This window comes from Parabacteroides sp. MSK.9.14, from assembly GCF_019041495.1.
In the GTDB taxonomy this organism is placed as follows: Bacteria; Bacteroidota; Bacteroidia; order Bacteroidales; family Tannerellaceae; genus Parabacteroides; species Parabacteroides merdae.
Genome location: NZ_JAHPXO010000004.1, coordinates 156120 through 174486, shown reverse-complemented (window position 1 = coordinate 174486; position 18367 = coordinate 156120). Strand labels below are relative to the sequence as shown.

Sequence of the window (18367 nt, the reverse complement as noted above, 5' to 3'; positions counted from 1 at the left end):
TATCTCTAATTCAAGGGTTTTCTAAAATTGAAAAGCTTTTTGGTGGTGCCACCAGCAACCGAAAATCGGTTTATATGACACTATCTCTCAATAAGTTATATCTTTATTACGATGTTAGTCCCTTGAATAAGGTTTTCACAACTTTGCACCGTTCAACACAATTTTGTGTCTTAGGTTCGATTTCTGCGTGCAAAGGTAGATATTTATTTGGAATTATCAAATCTCCAAGAAGTTTTTTTAGCATTTATATATTTTCAAATGCTACATTCTCGTTTTCGTAAAACGAAAACAAGAATATTATCTATTGAATAACAGATATTTATATGAAGTGTATAGAATAATGGGTAACGATATAGAAACGAGCGAAATTCTTTTATTTGCCTTATGTTTCTACTGTTCAATACTCTGCTACAAAAATAGTTATATACCTTTAAATGCCAATAATGTCTTTGTAAAACTGTAATAAATTTGTAGTTTTGTCTAAAGCATGAGATTAGTAAAAATATCATTTCCTGAAAATATCAAGTATATGGAGAACTTCAATGTACAATTCAGCAAGCATTCTCGGTTGGAATTATTAAAACATTTTTTTGAAGAACATGGTACTTATATTGAACTCAAAAAGGGAGAACAATTTTCTGTTCAGGGTAAAATGAACCGCCGGGGGGCTTATATTGAAAACGGCTTATTGAAGTATACTCATGTGGATGAAAGAGGAAATATACATATAGTAGGATATACCTTTTCAAATGAATTTACAGGGAGTTTGTGCACACTTATAAATCCCAACCAGCCGTCATTAGTCACCATTGAGGCTGTTTGTGATTCAAAGATTTACTATCTACCGTATTCAAAGTTAGAGGATTTTTTTGCCACAAATGCCGAGACTGTACAAATAAAGTGCACCCTTGTCGAACAATCCTACTCGTTAATGTATCATAGATTATTGGATATGTATTGTAAAACTACGGAAGAACTTTATCTTGATTTATTGAATAGATGTCCCGACATTCAAGAGTTTATTACGTTGAAAGAAGTGGCTTCTTTCTTACATGTCACACCGGAAACAATCAGTCGCATACGCCGTAAACTGAACAAATAGCTTACAATAATGAAAGAATTTAACTCATACCTCAACAATTTGGACTATTCCCTTTTAAAAGATTTATTTGCGAGAAAAGGGATATTGCGTACTTACCATAAGAAAGATTTCTTTATCCGGCAAAATGAGGTGGAACGTTTTGCTGGATGGGTACAACATGGCACATTTCAATATACGCATATTGACGAAGAAGGAGAAGAACACATTGTAGGATATGCTTTTACCGATGAATTTGTATGTGACTATTCTTCTTTTATGAAAAGTAGTCTGTCGGCTGTGAGTATTCAAGCGTTAACAGACTGTTCTGTTTATGAAATATCACGCCATGATATTATAGAATGTTGGGAAACGAATATGGAAACTCAACGATTAGGAAGATATGTAGCTGAAAATCTATATGAAATGGTGTATGAACGATTGCTCGATTCGTATTGTACACCTGAAATACGATATCAAAGACTAATGAAACGTTGTCCTGACCTTAAAGATACTGTACCCTTGAAAAGTATAGCTTCTTTCTTAGGGGTTACTCCTGAAACAGTTAGTCGCATACGCCGCAAACTGGAGAAATAGCCAATCTTTTAACATCCATTATACCGGGGTCTTGACAATTGTCAAGACCTTTTTTCTTTATTCTTCCGTTCTTTGCCACTTTAAGAAATCAATGTTCAATCACTTAAAACAGCAACAACATGAAGAAGAAAATTACTTTTCGCATGATGTTTTCCATAGTCACAATATATTTCATGCAGCAAATTTATAATGGTAAATGAATTGGATAAAGAAATGGATATAGATAAATATAAAATAAGAAATTGGGCTAAAGAAGACTTCCCTGCTTTAGCTAAATATCTTAATAATAAAAAGATATGGGATAATTGTCGTGATAGCCTACCATATCCTTATTCTGAAAACGATGCGCAACAGTTCATCCAGTTCGTTTCAAATCAAAACGAACAAAATAATTATTGTGTCGAAGTAAATCAGGAAGCAGCTGGTAATATAAGTTTCGCTCGTGGCATTGACGTGGAACGCTACAATGCTGAATTAGGGTATTGGCTTGCCGAACCTTATTGGGGTAAAGGGATTATGACTCAAATATTAGTACTTGCTATTAGTGGCTATTTTTCCCATACAGATGTGATACGTATTTATGCAAATGTTTATGCTGATAATATATCATCAATGAGAGTATTAGAGAAAATAGGCTTTCGTAAATGTGGCATACATTGTAATGCCTATTTCAAAAATGGAAAATTTTTAGATTGCCATTATTATGAATTGCTAAAATCTGATTTTAGAATATGAATATTATGATATGCAAATTAACACAAGAAGAATATAACAATGCTGCTGATTTGTCCTATCAAGTATGTATGGAATGTGGCAGGAATGATTTCACCCAAGAAGGTATTGAAACCTTTAAAAGTTTCGTGTATGACACATCGATGATGAATACGCTTGACATATATGGCGCTTTTGACAATCATTTATTGATAGGAATAATCGGTGTACATCGGGAAAGGCAACATATATCCCTTTTCTTTGTCTTGTCACACTATCATCGGCAAGGAATAGGAAAATCATTATTTGATTATATGATGAACAATTGTAATTTTACTTATATAACAGTTAATTCTTCAACCTATGCAGAAACTTTTTATACATCTTTAGGCTTCAAAAAAGTGGGTGAAAAAGAGCTTAATAAAGGTATTGTTAGTATCCCTATGGAGAGAAATATATAATTATTGTCAATCACTTAAAATAGAAATAAGATGAAAAAGAAAATTACTTTATGTATGGTGCTTTCCACATTCATTATTTGCGCCATTTTATGTCTGACAAATTGTAGTAACGACGATGCCCCTACTTCTGTCTTCACCCCCGAAGCCCTGAAACAAACTACTTGGCAAGCGCAAATGACCGTGTACAATATCGAAGATGAGATAGACTACACAAAACAATCCATTCTTCAGTTTTCCAACGAATCAGAAGGCATTTATACAAGAACGAACGAATCAGACGGATATATGTGGAACACAGATTTTACTTACCAAGTAAATGGAAAAATCATCACGTTCGACAACATAGCAGGTCCATGGACGGTGCTGGAATACACAGGAACACACCTCGTAATGGAAGCCTATAATCCCAATAAAATGGTGTGGACGTTGGAGAAGATGTATTAACCTAAAAATAGCGGATATGAAGATTTCAACAATTCTCTTTGTCTGCCTACTAATGGCAGCTTGTATGCGGACAAAATCCTTTCACCGGATAAACGGCTGGTACTACGTAACATCACAGACTACAGACAGCCTTTCACAAACACCTTTCCTTACTGTTAAGGATTTCGATACTTTACGTTTGGAAACTGATGCTTTTGGACACTCGGTCATTACCGGTGTCTTCCTCCAAGATAAATTGCCTATATGGAGAGAAGCCACAACAAAGAGTGTAGGAAAGTACATCGCTTTTGTTTTCAATGACACGGTGATAACTGCTCCTCAGGTTAATAGCCCCATAGAAAGCGGATGTTTCCAAATTTCCAATTCGCATGGATATGATTTGGAACGTATCTTTAGGGAATTACAAAAAGAAATTGATACATCAAGGTTTGGACATTAAATATTAACTGGAAAATGGGAACATTAGGTTGTATAAATGATATGCTACAACGGGACAAAGAGAACCGTGAGCTTCGCAAGTTGAATAGAGACAGGATGAAAGAACATCACAAATACCTTGTAGGCAAAGGTAAAAATGCTGATTTATCCAATGTTTCCATTGAAAAGATAGAAGAAATTCGTAAAAAAACCATAGAAAAGGAGCAATCAGACCAAATATATCTGTTTAGGATATATATATTTCTTACAATATGCCTTTTAGTGCTATTTTTATCGGGATTACTTTGCTATAAACTATTTTTCTAAATACCCAAAACATAACAACTTGCGGATTACAATATTATGAATTGAAATAAGCCTTTTCCTAACTCTCGCTAAGGCTTGTTTTTCTATATGAATACATACATGAATCTAATTTTAGAACAGCGATTTTTCCGCTTATTGTCGGAATATTCACAACGTAAAGTTTCTGTATCGGAGTTTACAGAAGCTATTGAAGAGTTGGCTATTCATGTAGCCAATTTTAGCATCAATGAACAGGATTACAACGTTTTACTACGTTATTTTTCCTTTGGCTTGCACCGTCTTAAATCGTATCGTGTACGGTTTGAGCAAGAAAAAAATGCCCTATCTGCATCTAATTGATGAAGCGATAGGACTTTTGAACACAGAAATTCGTCTTATCGAATGGCGCATCAAGTACCCGGAACAGTTGCAGCAACGCACCAACAAACAAGCCCTTTCCCCTCTCTATCTTGCTGACAAGACAACCCTTATCAACATCATGGAAATGGTAAGCGGTCTGTTCCTCTCCAAAGACATCGTGTATCAGAACGGCAAGCCCGCCTACTTGGTGGACTTGGCGAAAGCCTTTGAATGGCTGTTCAACATCAGGATAGGCGACTGTTACCAAAAACATGAGGACGTGATAAGACGAAAGCCGGGCAAACTGACCGGGTTTCTTAATGGATTGGCAGAACTTATCAAAAAGGAACATGACAAGAAAGGGTACAGATAACCAACGGCTTATGATTTATTTATAGGGGATTCCATTAGTTCCCCCGTAACTTCTTTGCGCCTGTTTTCTGAACTTTGCTTCATCAATCGATTGACAGACCATAATGTATAATCAGAAAAATGAAGCAATCATGTATATAGATAATGACGATTTCAGCGTATGGATGCAGAAGCTGTACGCCAAACTGGAAGAACTCTGCAAGGATGTACGGGTACTGCGCAATGCCGACAGGGTGCTGCCCGAAGATGACAACCTGCTGGATAATCAGGACTTGTGCCTGTTGTTCAAAGTAAGTATCAAGACCCTGCAACGCTACCGGGCTATCGGTGCGCTGCCGTACTTCACAATCAGCGGAAAAGTGTACTACAAGGCTTCTGATGTCCGGGAGTTCATCAAGGAGAGATTCAGCGTCACCACGCTACGCCAGTTCGAGAAAGAACACTGCACGAAGAAAAAGAAGTGAATTAAAAAGCCGGGGCGGTTCTGCTCCGGCTTCGCTTTTGTTTTATGGCTTGCCTAATTTGTCGGCTTTCTCCCTTAGCTGCTCGGCTTGCTCATTTAACAGCCTTGCCCGTTCCAACGCTTCCGCCTGCTTCCTGCTGCGGTATTCAAAGCCTTTCACTGAATCGGTCAGGCTTCGGATGAAAGCGTTGTCCCGTTCCCTGCTGAACTTCGTTTCCAGCAAATCAAGGCTGCTGCCGTCTGCCTTTCCTTTCATCAGGATATAGCGGTATTTTATATCATTGTCCTGTAACCGCTGCATCCGTTCCGTAAAACGAATATTCAAGATTAGCGAAGTGATACAGATAATAAAACCTGCTGAAAGAAGAAAGAACTTGGGCTTCAGGTAGGGAGTTACCCGGTATATCAGTTTGTCATGCCATGAAACGGGCGTTGTTTCTCCGGTCGGTGTATCATCAGCCGGGAACAACACCTTTAACCGCTCCTTGAAATATCGGTGCGAGGTCACGATAAGCCCCTTTATATCTTCAAGGTCTTGTTTTTGGTTCTCGGACTGCCCTTTTCCGATACAGCCGATTTGGTTTAGAATCTCCTGCACCATGTTTTCAGTAATGCCGGATTTACCTTGCATTTCCGAAATGCGCTGTTCGATAACGTCCAGTCGGTTAATCGTTTCCTCCCGGCTGGCTGGCGTTACCTGCTTCTCCTGCCGTTCTTTCAGTTCCGTAACCATGGAGAGAAGCCCCTCCAAAATTAAGTTATTTTCCATGTTCCTATAATTTTAAGTGTCGTTTCTTTTTCTTCTTTTTTCTTTCACTGGGATTGTCGGGCGTTTCATCAGCCGGAGAGGACGAGGCGGAGAACAGACCGCCCAAGCCTGCCAGTAGCGGACTGTCGGCTTTGCCCGGTGTCTGCGCTGGCTCCTGAACAGGTGCGGAAACCGTTTGTCGGTTGCTTTCGGTAGTGTTCAGTTCCGCATCCCCGAAACATTTATCCAGCTTGGAGAAACTGAAACTGCGGTCTATCTCCGAACCCTTGAACGTGTATTCACCTTTGGAAAAGGATACGCCCTGCACTTCGCCAGTCTGTCCCCTGTACTTGAAATAAATCCCGATACCCTTTTCTGCCAGCCGGGTTTGTAACTGCTGCCAGTTCCTTGATTTCCCGATTTCATCCTTTACGGCATTGTAAATCTCGTATTTGGATTTGTCCGGCTCTCTTAAACGGTGCTGCTTTACATGCTCCTTGCCTTTAGCGAAATAAAGCCCGTGTTTGGCTTTCAGCTTCTTGCATACCTGCTCGTTGCGGTACATGTCGTTTCTGTCCGAAATGGTCTTGCCGTTGTTGTCTATGCGGTTGAACACGATATGCACGTGCGGATGTTCCCGGTCTTGGTGGCGCACGATGATGTACTGCGTATCGGTGATTTTCATTTCACGTATGTACTCCTGCGCAAACTGTACCATTTTCCCGTCTGTCAGCTTGGGTGCGTCCACCGGGGAATAGCTTAGCGCAATATGTCCGACTGGCTTTTTCAGGTCGGGGTTCATCCCGGCTTGCAGAAAGAAACTGCGTATGATGTCCCGGTTGCTTTCCGCCAACACTCCCTCGGCATGAAGCAAGGTTGCCTGTTCCTTGCCGAGTACATAGTTCACGCAGCCTTTAAATCCGTTTCCCTTTCTTATTTTTCCAATCATCCGACAACTGGTTTATGATTTCGACAATCCTGTTCTTGAGTTTCACCAGTTCCACCGCTACCAGTGCGAACCCTCCGGCATTCGCCCGGTGCGCCAGTTGGTTGATGTTGTTGGCTTCGCCCGCCAGCTTGCGGATAGTGTCCGCATCCTGCCTGTTCAGCCGGGGCGTTACCTCTGCCGAAACGACAGCCTGCCGGACGTACTCGCTGACGTGCAGCCCGGCTTCGGTGGCTCGCTTCCTGATTGCGTAGAACTGTAACTCGGTCAGTTTCGTGCTGACTACCCGGTTCTGCTTGTCTATCCGGCTTTTTGCCGGGCGACCTCCCGGTTTGTTCCTTATTCCTGTCATGTGTTTTTGCTTTTAGGTGGTATCTTAAAAATTGCGACCAACGGGAGAAATTTTCTTTGCTGTCAAGCAAAGCAAGGTGTTTCGGTTTACCGAAACATAACCTTGCTCTCCCTAATCACACAGCCTGCCGTCAGTTCATGCCGCCAGCCTTGCAGGTCACATCCTTAGCCCTCTCTTTCTTTTTTCACCCGGATTTTGTCTGTTATCATGCTCCGGCTGGGGCTTATCGGTAACTGTCAAATCTTGGGATTGCTTCACTTTAAGGCTACGCAGATAGTCGTTCAGGTCATTGTGACCGCTGTACAGGTGTGATGCGTCACGCACACGCCATTTGTATTCCTGCCTTATGGCTTCAACCGCTTTCCTGCCTGCCTCATCATTGTCAAGCATACAGTGTATATGCCCGTAATCAGCCAGCGGATATAAGGCTTTATCCGTGTTGGTGGTGGAGTTCAGGATAACGTAGTCTTGCCAGTCGGTACAGGGCATACCCGGGCTTTCCCGCTGCCGGATAGTGAGGAATGAAAGATAGTCCATAAAGCCCTCGAACACGAAACAGGTATCTCTCGGCTCTCCCTTTTGCCTTATATGGGTGATGTCTTTCGATGTGCTGCCCTTGAAACGGGGATTGCGAAGCTCGTAACCTCCTGAATCATTCCTGAACGCCAGCGCAAAATAAGGCTTTCCACCGATGCGGTAATACATTTCCTGCACGTATGGGGCTGCCGTTCCGGGGGAAATCCCCCTTTCCTGCAAGTAGCGCATGAGTGCCGGATTCTGTAACGGCTGTATTCTGCGTATTTCTATCGGACTGGCTGCCTGCCTTTTCGTGTCCCTTTCGGGCAGGTCTTTCCCGTGAAAGGAAAAAGAGGTAGTGTCGCCCTGCTCCAGTCGGCAGATAGCACCGTAGGCGTTGCACCCGTTCTGCTTCATCACAAGGTCGATGAGCGTCCCGCCCTCGCCAGTTCCGTAGTCACACCATAGATTGGCGTTATAATCCACTTTGAAACTTGGCGTGTTGTCCTCCCGTAAGGGGCTGCGGTACATTCCGTAGCTTCCCTTTTCCGTGACGGGCTGGATTCCCAAAGAGTTCAGGTAATCCTTGATACTGATATTGTTGGCTTCCTTGTAGGTCATAATCTTTATTTTTTTGGTGTTGATAAATTGCAGTAGCACAGTAAGAAGTCAGTAAGAAGAAAAGTTGCTATGTTTCTGCACATAATTCTTTTTTTTTCAGCGGATTATCTCTTATGCAGTAAGATAAGTAAGTTATTTCTTCAAAAGGAAATAGAAATACAGCCTTATATTCCTGCTTGCTCTTTTCTTGTTTTTCTTTTTTCCGGTTTTCCAAAAAGTTTTGGATTTTATCTTACTGCTTACTGCATATTGTATAACGGATTGATTTTTAATAGCTTGAATAACAGTATGATACTTTGCAGTAATTACTGCATGGCTGCCTATCCGTAATCGTCATTTGTATAGGATGCAGGAATAGGCTTTATTCTGTACCCATATACCGAATAATTCTGTTTGTTGATACGTTTTTGCACTCGTTTGAACCCGGCTTTGCGCAACGCTTCCCCCAGCCGTTTTTCAGATAGCTGCATGGCGCATATATCCCGTAAACGTGCCAGTATTTGTGCCGTTGTCATAAAGAACAAGGGTTCTTCCTCCTCTGTCGGCTTCTCAAAATATTGTGTCAGCATTTCAAACTCGACCGTCTGCACCTCAAATCCCGCATTTGCTAAATGCAATTCTCTAATCTCCATATCATTGAACCAGTAGCGCACGCCCTGACGGTACAGGTACATGATTTCGGAATAGACGTTATCCATGTGAATACTTTCTGCCGTGGGCTTGTCTATGTGCAGCACCTCGAACGGCAAAAAACGTCTGCTGCCTGTCGGGTCGGTCAGGAACTCGTTGCCGTTTACCGAAGCCATGAAGCTGGCGAGGTGGGGGTATTCCTCTATGTAAACATCATACGGTCTGCGGTACTTCACCGCCGGGGTAGTGATAAGGTTCTTCAATGCGTTCTCGTTCTGCTTGTTGAGTTCCTTTAGCTGGTCGTCAATGTTGATGAACAGGTATTCGGCTATCAGTGTCAGGATGTCTTTGCCCTGCGGGTCTATCTTCCCGGTGAACAGGTAGTTCTTAAGCGGTGTCGGGCAAAGGTTGTCCAGCCACCATGATTTGAACTGTCCCTGCCTGTCCCCGGTCAACACCAAACAAGTATGGTTCTGACACCCCGTGTCGTTCATGGCGTTGGCTACCACACCGACAAGCCATTTCGTGAAATATTCCTCCCATTTGCCGGGGTTGGCTACCTGTACCGTGTTCAGAAGCCTGCCGATATGCCCGTGTTCGGTTGGGTTGAGAAGCGGCAGGGCGTTGAAGTATTCCCGTATGGGATGTACCTTTCTTGCGAAGTCGCTTTCCAGTATGGTACGGATGTTCTCGGCAGAGGTGACGATACCAGCGGTCGCATCCAGCCTGCGCCTGAACGAGTTCAGGACGAATTTTGTAACGGGCTGGTACAAGCCCGAAGAACCCGCAACCCGGTATTCCGTCCGGCTCTTTACGGTGTTGAACCGGAAATCATACAGGACGTTCAACAGGCTTTCGATGCGCTCGTTCTTTGACTGCCAGCCCTCGATATGCCGTGTTTCATCACTTCTTTTCTTTTTCATCGGGAAGTCTGTTAGAAGCCGGGACATACTGCTGCTGCATCCACTTTTTGAGTTCCTCCATGTCGAAACGCAGGGTACGCCCACGCTTGACACACGGTATCATCCCCTTGCTGGCTAAATGATACAGGTAATTGACCGAATACCCGGTTATGCCGCTGGCAACGGATATTTTGACTAACACAGGCTCTTTTCCGTCCTGCCGTTCTTCGGGCTGTGTGCCCATGACCGGAGCAATCATCTTTTCGATGTTCTCCAGCCGCTTGAAAATTTCTTCGAAAGGATTGTTCATAGGTGCTTGTTTTTTGAATTAGCACCACAAATAAAATAAGAAAAATCGGTAAAAAACAAAGCGTCAGCCGTTTGGAATCGCTTTGCTTCGCTCTGCGCCAAATTAATGTCGGCAAATAGAAAACGGCTTTGTGTTCATTACCTTACTTATTTAGGGAGAGGGGAAAAGCCGGAGTTCTTGTTATCGGTTCGTTTCTTTCATGTTGCTTTTGGGTTGGCGGTGGACATTTTCGGACACGCAAGGTCATTTACGGACAGAGATAAACAACCAGTCATTCAGCCTTATATATTTGCACCAGTGAAGAAAAACGGAGTATTGACAAGAATAAATATATCGGTTATGGAAATAGTGACGATTGAAAAGAAAACCTTTGAACTATGGAAACAGAGGTTTGAAAATTTTGTGGGTCGTGTGGATGCGCTCTGCGTGCCTTTACGCAGGAAGCGTGACAAATGGCTGGATAACTGCGAGACCTGCCGCCTGCTGAACGTTTCAGCCCGGACGATGCAGACCTACCGTGACACGGGGAAACTGCCTTACTCGCAGATAAACGGCAAGATTTACTACAAGGCTTCGGACGTGGAAACATTTCTGCTTAGCCAAGTAAAGGACAATTCTAAAAAGTAGGCGTATGGATTTGATAACGAAAGATTCCGAAACCACGCTGGTACTGTTTTCTTCCCTTGACAGGGTGCTGGAAAACGTGGAGTACGTGGTAATGAACTATCGCCCGGTATTGAACGGTGAACATTACCTGACGGGCGATGAAGTGTGCAGGCGGCTTTGCATCAGCAAACGGACGTTGCAGGATTACAGGGACACGGGGTTGCTGGGCTACGTGCAGCTTCCGGGAAAAATCATCTACCAGGAAAGTGACATCATGGATTTGTTGGAAAGGTTCTATCAGAAATGAAATCTTGTTTTCTTGCTTTCTTGAAATATTGAAGTATTGAAATATAGCTGTCTTGTTTTCTATATTGTTTGATTGATTGAAAGCCAGCAATCACGTTTTCTTGAAAACTGTGTTGCTGGCTTCTTCGTGGTTATATGGATAGCTGTTTCTCAACGGCTTGCATATCCCTTAGTATCGTTTGGTCTAATACTTTCGCATAATGCTGCGTCATTCGGGTGGATGAATGCCCCAGCATTTTAGCCACGTTCGGCAGTGACACGTTGTTAGCCAGTGCGATAACCGAAGCGAAACTGTGCCGGGCTGTGTGCGTGGTCAGGTTCTTTTTAATACCGCATAAGTCGGCAATCTCTTTCAGGTAGCTGTTCATCTTCTGATTGCAGGGAACGGGCAACAAAGTTCCTTTATCCATGCAGTAGGGGTTATCCTTATACTTTTCAAGTATCTGTTTGGGAATGCTCAAAAGCGGGATGTTGCAGATATTGTTTGTTTTTTCACGGGGTTTCACTATCCACAGGTTGCCGTTGCTGTCCTCTGAAATGTGTTCGGGGCGCAAGTTATACACGTCTATGAATGCCAGCCCGGTATATACGCAGAAGATAAAAACATCCCGTACCAGTTCCAGCCGTTCAATCCTGAACTCTTTCTGCCATATCCGGTTTATCTCGGCTTGGCTTAGGAACTGTTTGTTTACCTCCACCTCGTGAAACTTGATTCCGGCAAACGGGTTCTTTGTCAGCCACTCGTTGGCAATGGCAAGGTTTATCACTTTCTTAAAACATTTCATGTACCGGATAACGGTATTCTGTGCGCAATGCTTCTCCGTCTTTAGGTATAAATCGAATTTGCGTACCAGTTCCCCGTTTACCTCACGCAGTAACATATCATCTACCTTGTAATCCCGTCTAACCAGTTCCATGAGGTATTTAAGGCAATTGTCGTAACGTCTTACGGTGATGTCGGCATAGTCCGTCCCGATTAGCTTCCGGCAGTTGTCGTTATGTTCCTTGAATACATTATGCAATGTCTTGAAAGTTTCGTCCTTTCCCTGATAGCGGTTCACTATGGCACGTGCGGAGATAATCTTTCCCTCCAGTTCCAAATCTTGGTAAATCTGATAGAATTTCACACGCAGGGCGTCAATGTAATGGTTAAGTTCTACGGAGTTTCGGTCTTTGCCTGTCGATTTCTCTTTTTCCTGCGACCAAAGTGGGACTTTTACGCTCCGCTTTAGTTGAAGTTCCACGTATAGGCGGTCATAAGTGACACGCACACGCACGGGTGCTTCCCCGTTTTTTAACAGTTTGCTACGCTTGATGAAGAACAACACGCTGAATCTTTTTCTTTCCATACGGCTCAATTTTTAATGATACAAAGTTAGGAAATCGAACCGAGAACCCTGTTATGTAAAACAGTGCAACGTGCTGTAAAAGAATGAAGTAAATACTTCGCAGTGGAACATTCCGGGCTTTTGAAAACAGTCCCTTGAATAAGGACGTATGGTTTGCTTCAATCCCACTAATTTTGCCTATTCTTGGAAAAGAAAAATCCCCGAACTTCTTTGAAATTCAGGGATTTACATCGTTTTTCTTTCTTAAAAAGTGGTGCCACCAGGAATCGAACCGGGGACACAAGGATTTTCAGTCCTTTGCTCTACCAACTGAGCTATGGCACCGTTGTTTTGTTTAACGAGTGCAAAGGTAAACATTATTTATTACACTCCAAATGTTTCAATGGAAAATATTCAAAGAAAATGTATTTCAAGGAAGATACAGAAAAAAGTATATTTTTTTCGAAAAAAAACAGCAAAACTATTTGCAGTTTAAAAATTAGTTGTACCTTTGCAGCCGTAATCAAAAACGGGATGTAGCACAGTTGGCTAGCGCGCCACGTTCGGGACGTGGAGGTCGGAAGTTCGAGTCTTCTCATCCCGACTACAAAAACGAGGATATATCAAATGATATATCCTCGTTTTCTATTCATACGGACAAAATATGTACTTTTATCCTCTCATTTTTATAAAAACAGACAGCATATGAGAATTACACACCCCCGTTTGGCAAACGCTCTTCATGAAAGTACAAATATACAGACAGTGTTAGAAAAGAACGATGAGGACCTAATCGAGTATTCCTTTAAAAGCTTGCGTATAGAAGGAATAAAGAAAAGTAACCTTTCAGTGCAGTCTTGTGTTTTCTCCAATTGCAGCTTCGGAACATGCTGTATACAGAAATCCCAATTTAGCGATGTCGTGTTTAAAAATTGCGATCTGTCGAATGTAAACCTAACAGGTTGTGGATTTCACCGGGTAGAATTTATCGGTTGTAAATTAATGGGAACCAATATGTCGGACGGGATATTCAATTATATCACTTTTGAAGAGTGCCGGGGAGAATACATGAATCTATCAATGAGTAAAATGCGATATATACAAATTACCCGATCCAACCTGCAGGGAGCCGGAATAGAAGACTGCCAATTGACGAATGTCTCATTCGATGCCTGTAACCTGATGGAAGCGGAGTTTTACCATACATCCTTGAAAGGAATCGACCTGTCGAACTCGGAAATATCCGGTATCCGCATCACAAATCTTGCCAACAGCGAGCTGAGAGGATCTTCCGTTTCCTCTTTACAAGCATTGGAGCTGATACGGATGCTGGGAATAGAGATCAAAGACTGAACGCCTTCATCCGGCATAGTCGGGATGGCGATGCAACCAAGTGACCGCATAGCTACAGGTTGCCGACGGCTTCATACCATTCTCGATCGCGTAATCATAAGCGTATTTTACTAAAGCGGCAGCAATTCCTCTCCCTCCGATAGCGGGCGGAACAATCGTGTGGATAATATCCAGTTTATCCCCAGATAAACGATACTGTACAAAAGCTACCACGCCATCCACCTGTGTTTCAAAACGTTTATTATCCGGATAATGAGTTATAATGTAATCCATATTCTTAATTATTTATAGGTTCAAATTCCAATAATAAAACATCCTTTCCTTCCCCTTCTGAAATGTTTTTTCCTGAAACGTTCTTTTTTCCCCGGAAGAAGTTCTTCACTTTTGCAAAAAAAGTCATAATTTCTTTGGCTGTATCCTGCTTCTTTTTGGACATACCGACCGATTCAATCAACGGTGGTCTTAATATCTGCCACAAATAATTGAAAGTGGAATGATAAGGATCCCTTATTATTGAAACACTCGAATGACGCGGTTTGTTAAAACCTTTTCCTGTTTTATCCGGATTATTCTGTTTTAATACACGGTTGACAAGACCGGTCAGAAACTTCTTATCGGTTAGTACACCATCTTTTTCTTTCAGTAAAGCAGCTTTTAAGCCATTATATAGAAAAACCATCTCCACTGTAGCTCCTTTGCTGGATGCCTCTGTACTGAAAGCCATCTCTCGAACCCATCCACTTTGTACCTCCGCCGAAGCCAGGGGAACCAGCAATTCGTTCAACGCCGTAAGGTCAAAACTGTCTAGGCGGGCATTCAGCAAGAAACGATCATTCAGTGAATCGACCGGTAACTTCCAAGTAGCCGTAAAGTTTCCTTTCCCCATCAACTTGCCATCAGCATCCAGCACGATGTATTGGTCAGGACGGGAGACGATATTTGTAAAACCGGTAAACGTTCCGTTCATATCCGTAAAAAACAGTTTTCCGGGAACCGTTCCCTTCTTTGCCAGCTCTTCGTAAACAACGGAAAAGTTCTTTATGCCCACTCTTTGGAAATCCAGCTTAACCGGAGCCTTCTGTAATCCGGTATAGATCATCGGAACAATACGCCGGGGTATCGGTATTTTCTGGTTCTTAAAATTCTGTAATACAGCATCCGATACCTGTACATCAGCTATCCGAAGCACCTTCTCCGATAAATAAGTGGACAGATCGATACCTGCCAGCGCAACCTGCCCGACACTCACATCAAACCAATCTTTATGATGCGGCTGCAAATAAGCAAACTGCATTTTAGGATAAGGAGATATAAGACGAATACGGTCAATGACTACACTTGATCCGGTCAAATCCACAGCACCTACCTTTAACGTGTAAAAACCGTTATCCAGAGGAAGCTCCAGGTTACGGGTAGAGAAACGAATATCATCCAATTTATATGTACGGAGACGAGTATCAACAGCCAGCCCCTCAATAAACAGGTTAGTCGTATCTAACTTCTGATGTTGCAAAGAATCGCTCTTCCCATAATAGGCATAACGGATGTTCGCATCCTTCAAGCTAAAGCGACCTAAAAAGATTCGTCCGGCAACTTTTTCCAAAGCTGTATATAAATCAACCGAACCTAACTTCGTTTGATTTTGTAGAGTATCGAGAAAATGACCGGAATAAATATCCGCCACAGGACTTTCCATGTGAACCGAACCCAACTTCAACAAAGTGCTATCCCAGGAAACCCCTTCCAATGCCAGGCCTTTAAGTGAAGCCGACATGCCACTTCCGTCCGATCTGCACACTTGGACATCAGGCGAATCTACCCGGAACGATGCTACCCGAATATTCCGGTCCAGCCTTTCAGGTATCCGTTTCAGCCCGCCTATACGAAGTCCCGGTGAAGAAAACCGGATATATGTCTTTGCCTTCTTCTCCATCGTATTTTGTGGGAGCAGTTTGATATCCTGTAATTCCAGAATTCCTTTTACGGTCGAAAATTGCCCTTTCCGCACAGACAAACGATATTCTTTTCCCGGCAAATAGTTATCGAACCGGCTAAAATTAAATCCCATATTTCCGTAATCGAAAAACAGTCCACTCCCCTTCCCCGTCTGCCGGTTCACCCAAATGCCGGTTGCAAAGAAATTAAAATCATTCAGTTTATAAGTAACCGGATCGGACATGCTTTTATCATCGATCGTCACATATGCATGATTCAGACTCAACCGTTTAACAGAGAAATAACGGAGGAAAGGATTCAAGATCGACTCCACATCGACACGGCTGTTTGCCGGCTTTACCGACTTCACATCTTTCTTATTGAAGGAAGAAAACAGCACATAACGCAGATTCGGGCGGTCTATTTTCAGCAACCGCGCACTGATCCCCTTGTCGTATAACAAACCGCGGATTCCAACCGTATCAATGCTTCCTGCCATATAATCATTCTGTCCGCAAACCGACAAGGGATATAACCTGATTCGTTCCAGGTTGAAATCCCCGCTTTCCGTGTCCAATGTCATGCGCTTCACCGTAAACCGGTGGTTTCGTGCCGTCATCAGCCCCTCAATACCAGTCGCTTCAAACGAGAAACCACGCGAATACCAGAACCCGCGTTGAGCCTCCGATACGGAATCTATCCGGAAATCGTTTGCCTGGAAATCGAAGTTCGCCAGTTTATACATCTCGATCTTATCTTTAACCGCAAAAGAATATTGCAACTTTGCCTGCCCGATACCGACCGTACCAATAGAAACCGTATGTAAGACAGGCGAGATCAATTCATAAAGAGACAGGGAACGGACCAAAGAATCCGCCTCCGCCTCATTCAAGCTTTTCTTCTCCGTTTTTTTAGCAGACGGCAGGCTTTCCCCCGCCAGATTAAAGGCTTGTATATCCGAAGAAATGATATCTAACGAGCGAGCCGTGAGGTAATTCAGCGCATTTTCACGACGGAACTGTATTCCTTTCACTTCAATGGCTCTGATCAACGCATTCAGGTAGCCGTCGGGCCGCTTTTTCTGTTCCCCCCACAATTCACCTTGGGGTGTAAGCGTAATATTAGAGATAGAAATAATAGAATCTTCCGTACTCAGCAGGATCCGATCCGTTTGCAGACGAAAGTCATTATTGGCCAATAGCGTCTGCGACCGCTTAGTAATGAAATCGAAATTATCACAATAAAGCAACTTCCCACTCTCAGACGAATTCTCATCCAAACGAAAACCATACGCATGGAAACTGACATCATTCAGGGCATAGACAATCGGAGAAACAGGATTCTCCACGGAATAGGAAACACTGGCGTTCTCCAGATTCAGCATCCGGACAGTCAATACATTAATATAAGGAGAAACCACCTCATACAAGGTCTTGGTCTCCGCCTCCTTCCTTTCTTTCACCTCCGCCCGCGTTGAATAGTAAGGATTAAACACCTGTATATCAGGATTCCTAATTTCAAATGAGTCAAAATGCAACTGCTTGTAACTCCAACGCCACGTAAGATTCAATCCTTTAAAATCGACCATGCCGACCTCAGCCGTCACATAGGTAGACGGCAGGCTGTCCTTTCTTTCCCAATCCCGGAAAACCGCCGAGTCGGGACATAGCTTTATTCCCTCAAGCGTCAGTTCACCTTTGAAGAAACTGATAGAAAGATTATCGAAAGAAAGCCTATAAAAGCCATCCGTAGCCTCGGCCGTCCGATGGATCAGTTCTTTCCGAAGATACCGTTCGAGGCGTTTGGTCAGATGAAGATTAAGCAGGAATATAGCGGCAATCAGCACCATTGCGATCCCCAACGTGTACCCTATGACTCTTTTTATCTTCCTCATAAGACTTAAATAAGATTATAACTTCACTCCGTCTATATAAAATCAACAATATAAACAGAGTTAAGTTGCAAAGTCGGTAATAATCCCGTCTGCGCCTACGTATTGTCCAATCTTGCCAAAATATTTGTTTATTCCAGGAATTATTGCGAAAATTGCAGAGACACCCCTGTAACCGGCGATAAAAACAGATCGCAGTTACCTGACGGCGGACGTATAAGATCATAAATCACTAAACAAAAAAATAATGGGAAAAGTAGTTATCAACTCGTACGAAGACTTTGAAAAGCTGGTAGGCCAGCAAATAGGGATTTCAGATTATGTAGAACTGACACAAGAACGCATCAACCTTTTTGCCGATGCGACCCTGGATCACCAGTGGATTCACGTAGACCCAGAGCGCGCCAAAGTGGAAAGCCCGTTCCACAGCACAATTGCCCACGGCTACCTGACGCTGTCACTCCTTCCTCACCTCTGGAACCAGATCATCGAGGTGAACAACCTAAAGATGATGATTAATTACGGCATGGACAAGATGAAATTCGGACAGCCCGTATTGACCGGACAAAGTATCCGCCTGATCGCCAAACTACAGACTTTGACAAATCTGCGTGGCGTGGCCAAGGCTGAGATCAAGTTTGCCATCGAGATCAAGGACCAACCGAAGAAAGCGCTGGAAGGTGTTGCAATCTTCCTGTACTACTTCAATTAAGA

General features: G+C 43.0%; 25 protein-coding genes and 2 tRNA genes. 16 read left to right on the top strand and 11 right to left on the bottom strand.

Features of this window, described 5'->3' with window-relative positions; translation table 11 throughout:
* The 11 genes from KTG12_RS03975 to KTG12_RS03930 all read left to right on the top strand — a co-directional run.
* Positions 1-281 (top strand): hypothetical protein (locus tag KTG12_RS03975; protein ID WP_216945410.1); only part of this gene is annotated, 281 nt, incomplete at its 5' end.
* Between the two features lie 248 nt (positions 282-529).
* A complete protein-coding gene (locus KTG12_RS03970) occupies positions 530-1102 on the top strand; it encodes a Crp/Fnr family transcriptional regulator (protein WP_118399737.1) in 573 nt (190 codons plus the stop codon).
* A gap of 9 nt (positions 1103-1111) precedes the next feature.
* Positions 1112-1675, top strand: a complete 564-nt coding sequence (locus KTG12_RS03965; RefSeq protein WP_118399735.1) for a Crp/Fnr family transcriptional regulator — start codon at positions 1112-1114, stop codon at positions 1673-1675.
* 213 nt (positions 1676-1888) lie between these two features.
* Positions 1889-2410 carry a GNAT family N-acetyltransferase gene (locus tag KTG12_RS03960; protein ID WP_182425198.1) on the top strand — a complete coding sequence of 174 codons (522 nt, stop codon included), beginning with the start codon at positions 1889-1891 and terminating at the stop codon, positions 2408-2410.
* A 5-nt stretch (positions 2411-2415) separates the two neighbouring features.
* Positions 2416-2847, top strand: coding sequence for a GNAT family N-acetyltransferase (locus KTG12_RS03955; RefSeq protein WP_118399736.1), 432 nt, complete (start codon positions 2416-2418; stop codon positions 2845-2847).
* A gap of 30 nt (positions 2848-2877) precedes the next feature.
* Positions 2878-3291 (top strand): hypothetical protein, encoded by a 414-nt coding sequence (locus tag KTG12_RS03950; RefSeq protein WP_118399733.1) that lies wholly within the window; start codon positions 2878-2880, stop codon positions 3289-3291.
* Between the two features lie 16 nt (positions 3292-3307).
* Positions 3308-3730, top strand: coding sequence for a hypothetical protein (locus tag KTG12_RS03945; protein ID WP_118399732.1), 423 nt, complete (start codon positions 3308-3310; stop codon positions 3728-3730).
* A 14-nt stretch (positions 3731-3744) separates the two neighbouring features.
* Complete coding sequence (locus tag KTG12_RS03940) at positions 3745-4035, top strand: hypothetical protein (RefSeq protein ID WP_118399731.1); 291 nt, start codon at positions 3745-3747, stop codon at positions 4033-4035.
* Positions 4036-4134: 99 nt separating this feature from the next.
* Positions 4135-4374 (top strand): hypothetical protein, encoded by a 240-nt coding sequence (locus KTG12_RS21650; RefSeq protein ID WP_182425196.1) that lies wholly within the window; start codon positions 4135-4137, stop codon positions 4372-4374.
* Positions 4328-4747 (top strand): RteC domain-containing protein, encoded by a 420-nt coding sequence (locus KTG12_RS03935; RefSeq protein ID WP_182425197.1) that lies wholly within the window; start codon positions 4328-4330, stop codon positions 4745-4747. Before KTG12_RS21650 ends, KTG12_RS03935 begins: the two co-directional genes overlap by 47 nt.
* A 130-nt stretch (positions 4748-4877) precedes the next feature.
* On the top strand, positions 4878-5210 hold the full coding sequence (locus KTG12_RS03930; RefSeq protein WP_005645903.1) for a helix-turn-helix domain-containing protein: 333 nt from the start codon (positions 4878-4880) through the stop codon (positions 5208-5210).
* A 42-nt stretch (positions 5211-5252) separates the two neighbouring features.
* Here KTG12_RS03930 and KTG12_RS03925 read toward each other — a convergent pair whose 3' ends face one another.
* The 7 genes from KTG12_RS03925 to KTG12_RS03895 form a co-directional block, all read right to left on the bottom strand.
* On the bottom strand, positions 5253-5978 hold the full coding sequence (locus KTG12_RS03925; protein ID WP_216945409.1) for a hypothetical protein: 726 nt from the start codon (positions 5976-5978) through the stop codon (positions 5253-5255).
* Between the two features lie 4 nt (positions 5979-5982).
* On the bottom strand, positions 5983-6906 hold the full coding sequence (locus tag KTG12_RS03920; RefSeq protein WP_118421360.1) for a relaxase/mobilization nuclease domain-containing protein: 924 nt from the start codon (positions 6904-6906) through the stop codon (positions 5983-5985).
* Entirely contained in the window at positions 6872-7255 is a 384-nt protein-coding gene (locus KTG12_RS03915) for a MobC family plasmid mobilization relaxosome protein (RefSeq protein WP_042985792.1), read from the bottom strand. Before KTG12_RS03915 ends, KTG12_RS03920 begins: the two co-directional genes overlap by 35 nt.
* Positions 7256-7411: 156 nt before the next feature.
* Positions 7412-8392, bottom strand: coding sequence for a toprim domain-containing protein (locus KTG12_RS03910; RefSeq protein ID WP_122370484.1), 981 nt, complete (start codon positions 8390-8392; stop codon positions 7412-7414).
* Between the two features lie 67 nt (positions 8393-8459).
* Positions 8460-8606: a hypothetical protein gene (locus KTG12_RS03905; protein ID WP_216945408.1), complete on the bottom strand. Its 147-nt coding sequence runs from the start codon at positions 8604-8606 to the stop codon at positions 8460-8462.
* A 106-nt stretch (positions 8607-8712) separates the two neighbouring features.
* Complete coding sequence (locus tag KTG12_RS03900) at positions 8713-9945, bottom strand: VapE domain-containing protein (protein ID WP_122370486.1); 1233 nt, start codon at positions 9943-9945, stop codon at positions 8713-8715.
* Entirely contained in the window at positions 9926-10234 is a 309-nt protein-coding gene (locus KTG12_RS03895) for a helix-turn-helix domain-containing protein (RefSeq protein ID WP_057316767.1), read from the bottom strand. Before KTG12_RS03895 ends, KTG12_RS03900 begins: the two co-directional genes overlap by 20 nt.
* A 339-nt stretch (positions 10235-10573) precedes the next feature.
* Between KTG12_RS03895 and KTG12_RS03890 the strand changes: the two genes are divergently transcribed.
* Entirely contained in the window at positions 10574-10861 is a 288-nt protein-coding gene (locus KTG12_RS03890) for a helix-turn-helix domain-containing protein (RefSeq protein ID WP_122370490.1), read from the top strand.
* A 4-nt stretch (positions 10862-10865) separates the two neighbouring features.
* Positions 10866-11147, top strand: a complete 282-nt coding sequence (locus KTG12_RS03885; protein WP_122370488.1) for a helix-turn-helix domain-containing protein — start codon at positions 10866-10868, stop codon at positions 11145-11147.
* A gap of 130 nt (positions 11148-11277) precedes the next feature.
* On the opposite strand, the gene KTG12_RS03880 is transcribed toward KTG12_RS03885, so the two are convergent.
* Positions 11278-12495 (bottom strand): site-specific integrase, encoded by a 1218-nt coding sequence (locus KTG12_RS03880; RefSeq protein WP_216945407.1) that lies wholly within the window; start codon positions 12493-12495, stop codon positions 11278-11280.
* Positions 12496-12746: 251 nt separating this feature from the next.
* A tRNA-Phe gene (locus tag KTG12_RS03875) sits at positions 12747-12819 on the bottom strand.
* A 185-nt stretch (positions 12820-13004) separates the two neighbouring features.
* Here KTG12_RS03875 and KTG12_RS03870 point away from each other — a divergent pair.
* Positions 13005-13078, top strand: a tRNA-Pro gene (locus KTG12_RS03870).
* Between the two features lie 101 nt (positions 13079-13179).
* Positions 13180-13827, top strand: a complete 648-nt coding sequence (locus KTG12_RS03865; RefSeq protein ID WP_138272703.1) for a pentapeptide repeat-containing protein — start codon at positions 13180-13182, stop codon at positions 13825-13827.
* A 6-nt stretch (positions 13828-13833) separates the two neighbouring features.
* On the opposite strand, the gene KTG12_RS03860 is transcribed toward KTG12_RS03865, so the two are convergent.
* Both KTG12_RS03860 and KTG12_RS03855 read right to left on the bottom strand, forming a co-directional pair.
* Positions 13834-14100, bottom strand: a complete 267-nt coding sequence (locus KTG12_RS03860) for a GNAT family N-acetyltransferase (RefSeq protein WP_005634924.1) — start codon at positions 14098-14100, stop codon at positions 13834-13836.
* A 4-nt stretch (positions 14101-14104) separates the two neighbouring features.
* Positions 14105-17656: a hypothetical protein gene (locus KTG12_RS03855; RefSeq protein ID WP_138272704.1), complete on the bottom strand. Its 3552-nt coding sequence runs from the start codon at positions 17654-17656 to the stop codon at positions 14105-14107.
* A 244-nt stretch (positions 17657-17900) separates the two neighbouring features.
* Here KTG12_RS03855 and KTG12_RS03850 point away from each other — a divergent pair, with 244 nt between their 5' ends.
* Positions 17901-18365 carry a MaoC family dehydratase gene (locus KTG12_RS03850; RefSeq protein WP_005634922.1) on the top strand — a complete coding sequence of 155 codons (465 nt, stop codon included), beginning with the start codon at positions 17901-17903 and terminating at the stop codon, positions 18363-18365.
* Positions 18366-18367 lie beyond the last annotated feature (2 nt).

Coding starts and splice junctions, on each gene's coding strand:
- KTG12_RS03860 (WP_005634924.1), bottom strand. CDS start 14,100: ATGGATTACATTATAACTCATTATCCGGATAATAAACGTTTTGAAACA.
- KTG12_RS03930 (WP_005645903.1), top strand. CDS start 4,878: ATGTATATAGATAATGACGATTTCAGCGTATGGATGCAGAAGCTGTAC.
- KTG12_RS03970 (WP_118399737.1), top strand. CDS start 530: ATGGAGAACTTCAATGTACAATTCAGCAAGCATTCTCGGTTGGAATTA.
- KTG12_RS03865 (WP_138272703.1), top strand. CDS start 13,180: ATGAGAATTACACACCCCCGTTTGGCAAACGCTCTTCATGAAAGTACA.
- KTG12_RS03950 (WP_118399733.1), top strand. CDS start 2,878: ATGAAAAAGAAAATTACTTTATGTATGGTGCTTTCCACATTCATTATT.
- KTG12_RS03960 (WP_182425198.1), top strand. CDS start 1,889: ATGGATATAGATAAATATAAAATAAGAAATTGGGCTAAAGAAGACTTC.
- KTG12_RS03945 (WP_118399732.1), top strand. CDS start 3,308: ATGAAGATTTCAACAATTCTCTTTGTCTGCCTACTAATGGCAGCTTGT.
- KTG12_RS03880 (WP_216945407.1), bottom strand. CDS start 12,495: ATGGAAAGAAAAAGATTCAGCGTGTTGTTCTTCATCAAGCGTAGCAAA.
- KTG12_RS03895 (WP_057316767.1), bottom strand. CDS start 10,234: ATGAACAATCCTTTCGAAGAAATTTTCAAGCGGCTGGAGAACATCGAA.
- KTG12_RS03900 (WP_122370486.1), bottom strand. CDS start 9,945: ATGAAAAAGAAAAGAAGTGATGAAACACGGCATATCGAGGGCTGGCAG.
- KTG12_RS03850 (WP_005634922.1), top strand. CDS start 17,901: ATGGGAAAAGTAGTTATCAACTCGTACGAAGACTTTGAAAAGCTGGTA.
- KTG12_RS03925 (WP_216945409.1), bottom strand. CDS start 5,978: ATGGAAAATAACTTAATTTTGGAGGGGCTTCTCTCCATGGTTACGGAA.
- KTG12_RS03855 (WP_138272704.1), bottom strand. CDS start 17,656: ATGAGGAAGATAAAAAGAGTCATAGGGTACACGTTGGGGATCGCAATG.
- KTG12_RS03920 (WP_118421360.1), bottom strand. CDS start 6,906: ATGATTGGAAAAATAAGAAAGGGAAACGGATTTAAAGGCTGCGTGAAC.
- KTG12_RS03965 (WP_118399735.1), top strand. CDS start 1,112: ATGAAAGAATTTAACTCATACCTCAACAATTTGGACTATTCCCTTTTA.
- KTG12_RS03885 (WP_122370488.1), top strand. CDS start 10,866: ATGGATTTGATAACGAAAGATTCCGAAACCACGCTGGTACTGTTTTCT.
- KTG12_RS03940 (WP_118399731.1), top strand. CDS start 3,745: ATGGGAACATTAGGTTGTATAAATGATATGCTACAACGGGACAAAGAG.
- KTG12_RS03890 (WP_122370490.1), top strand. CDS start 10,574: ATGGAAATAGTGACGATTGAAAAGAAAACCTTTGAACTATGGAAACAG.
- KTG12_RS03955 (WP_118399736.1), top strand. CDS start 2,416: ATGATATGCAAATTAACACAAGAAGAATATAACAATGCTGCTGATTTG.
- KTG12_RS03915 (WP_042985792.1), bottom strand. CDS start 7,255: ATGACAGGAATAAGGAACAAACCGGGAGGTCGCCCGGCAAAAAGCCGG.
- KTG12_RS03910 (WP_122370484.1), bottom strand. CDS start 8,392: ATGACCTACAAGGAAGCCAACAATATCAGTATCAAGGATTACCTGAAC.
- KTG12_RS21650 (WP_182425196.1), top strand. CDS start 4,135: ATGAATCTAATTTTAGAACAGCGATTTTTCCGCTTATTGTCGGAATAT.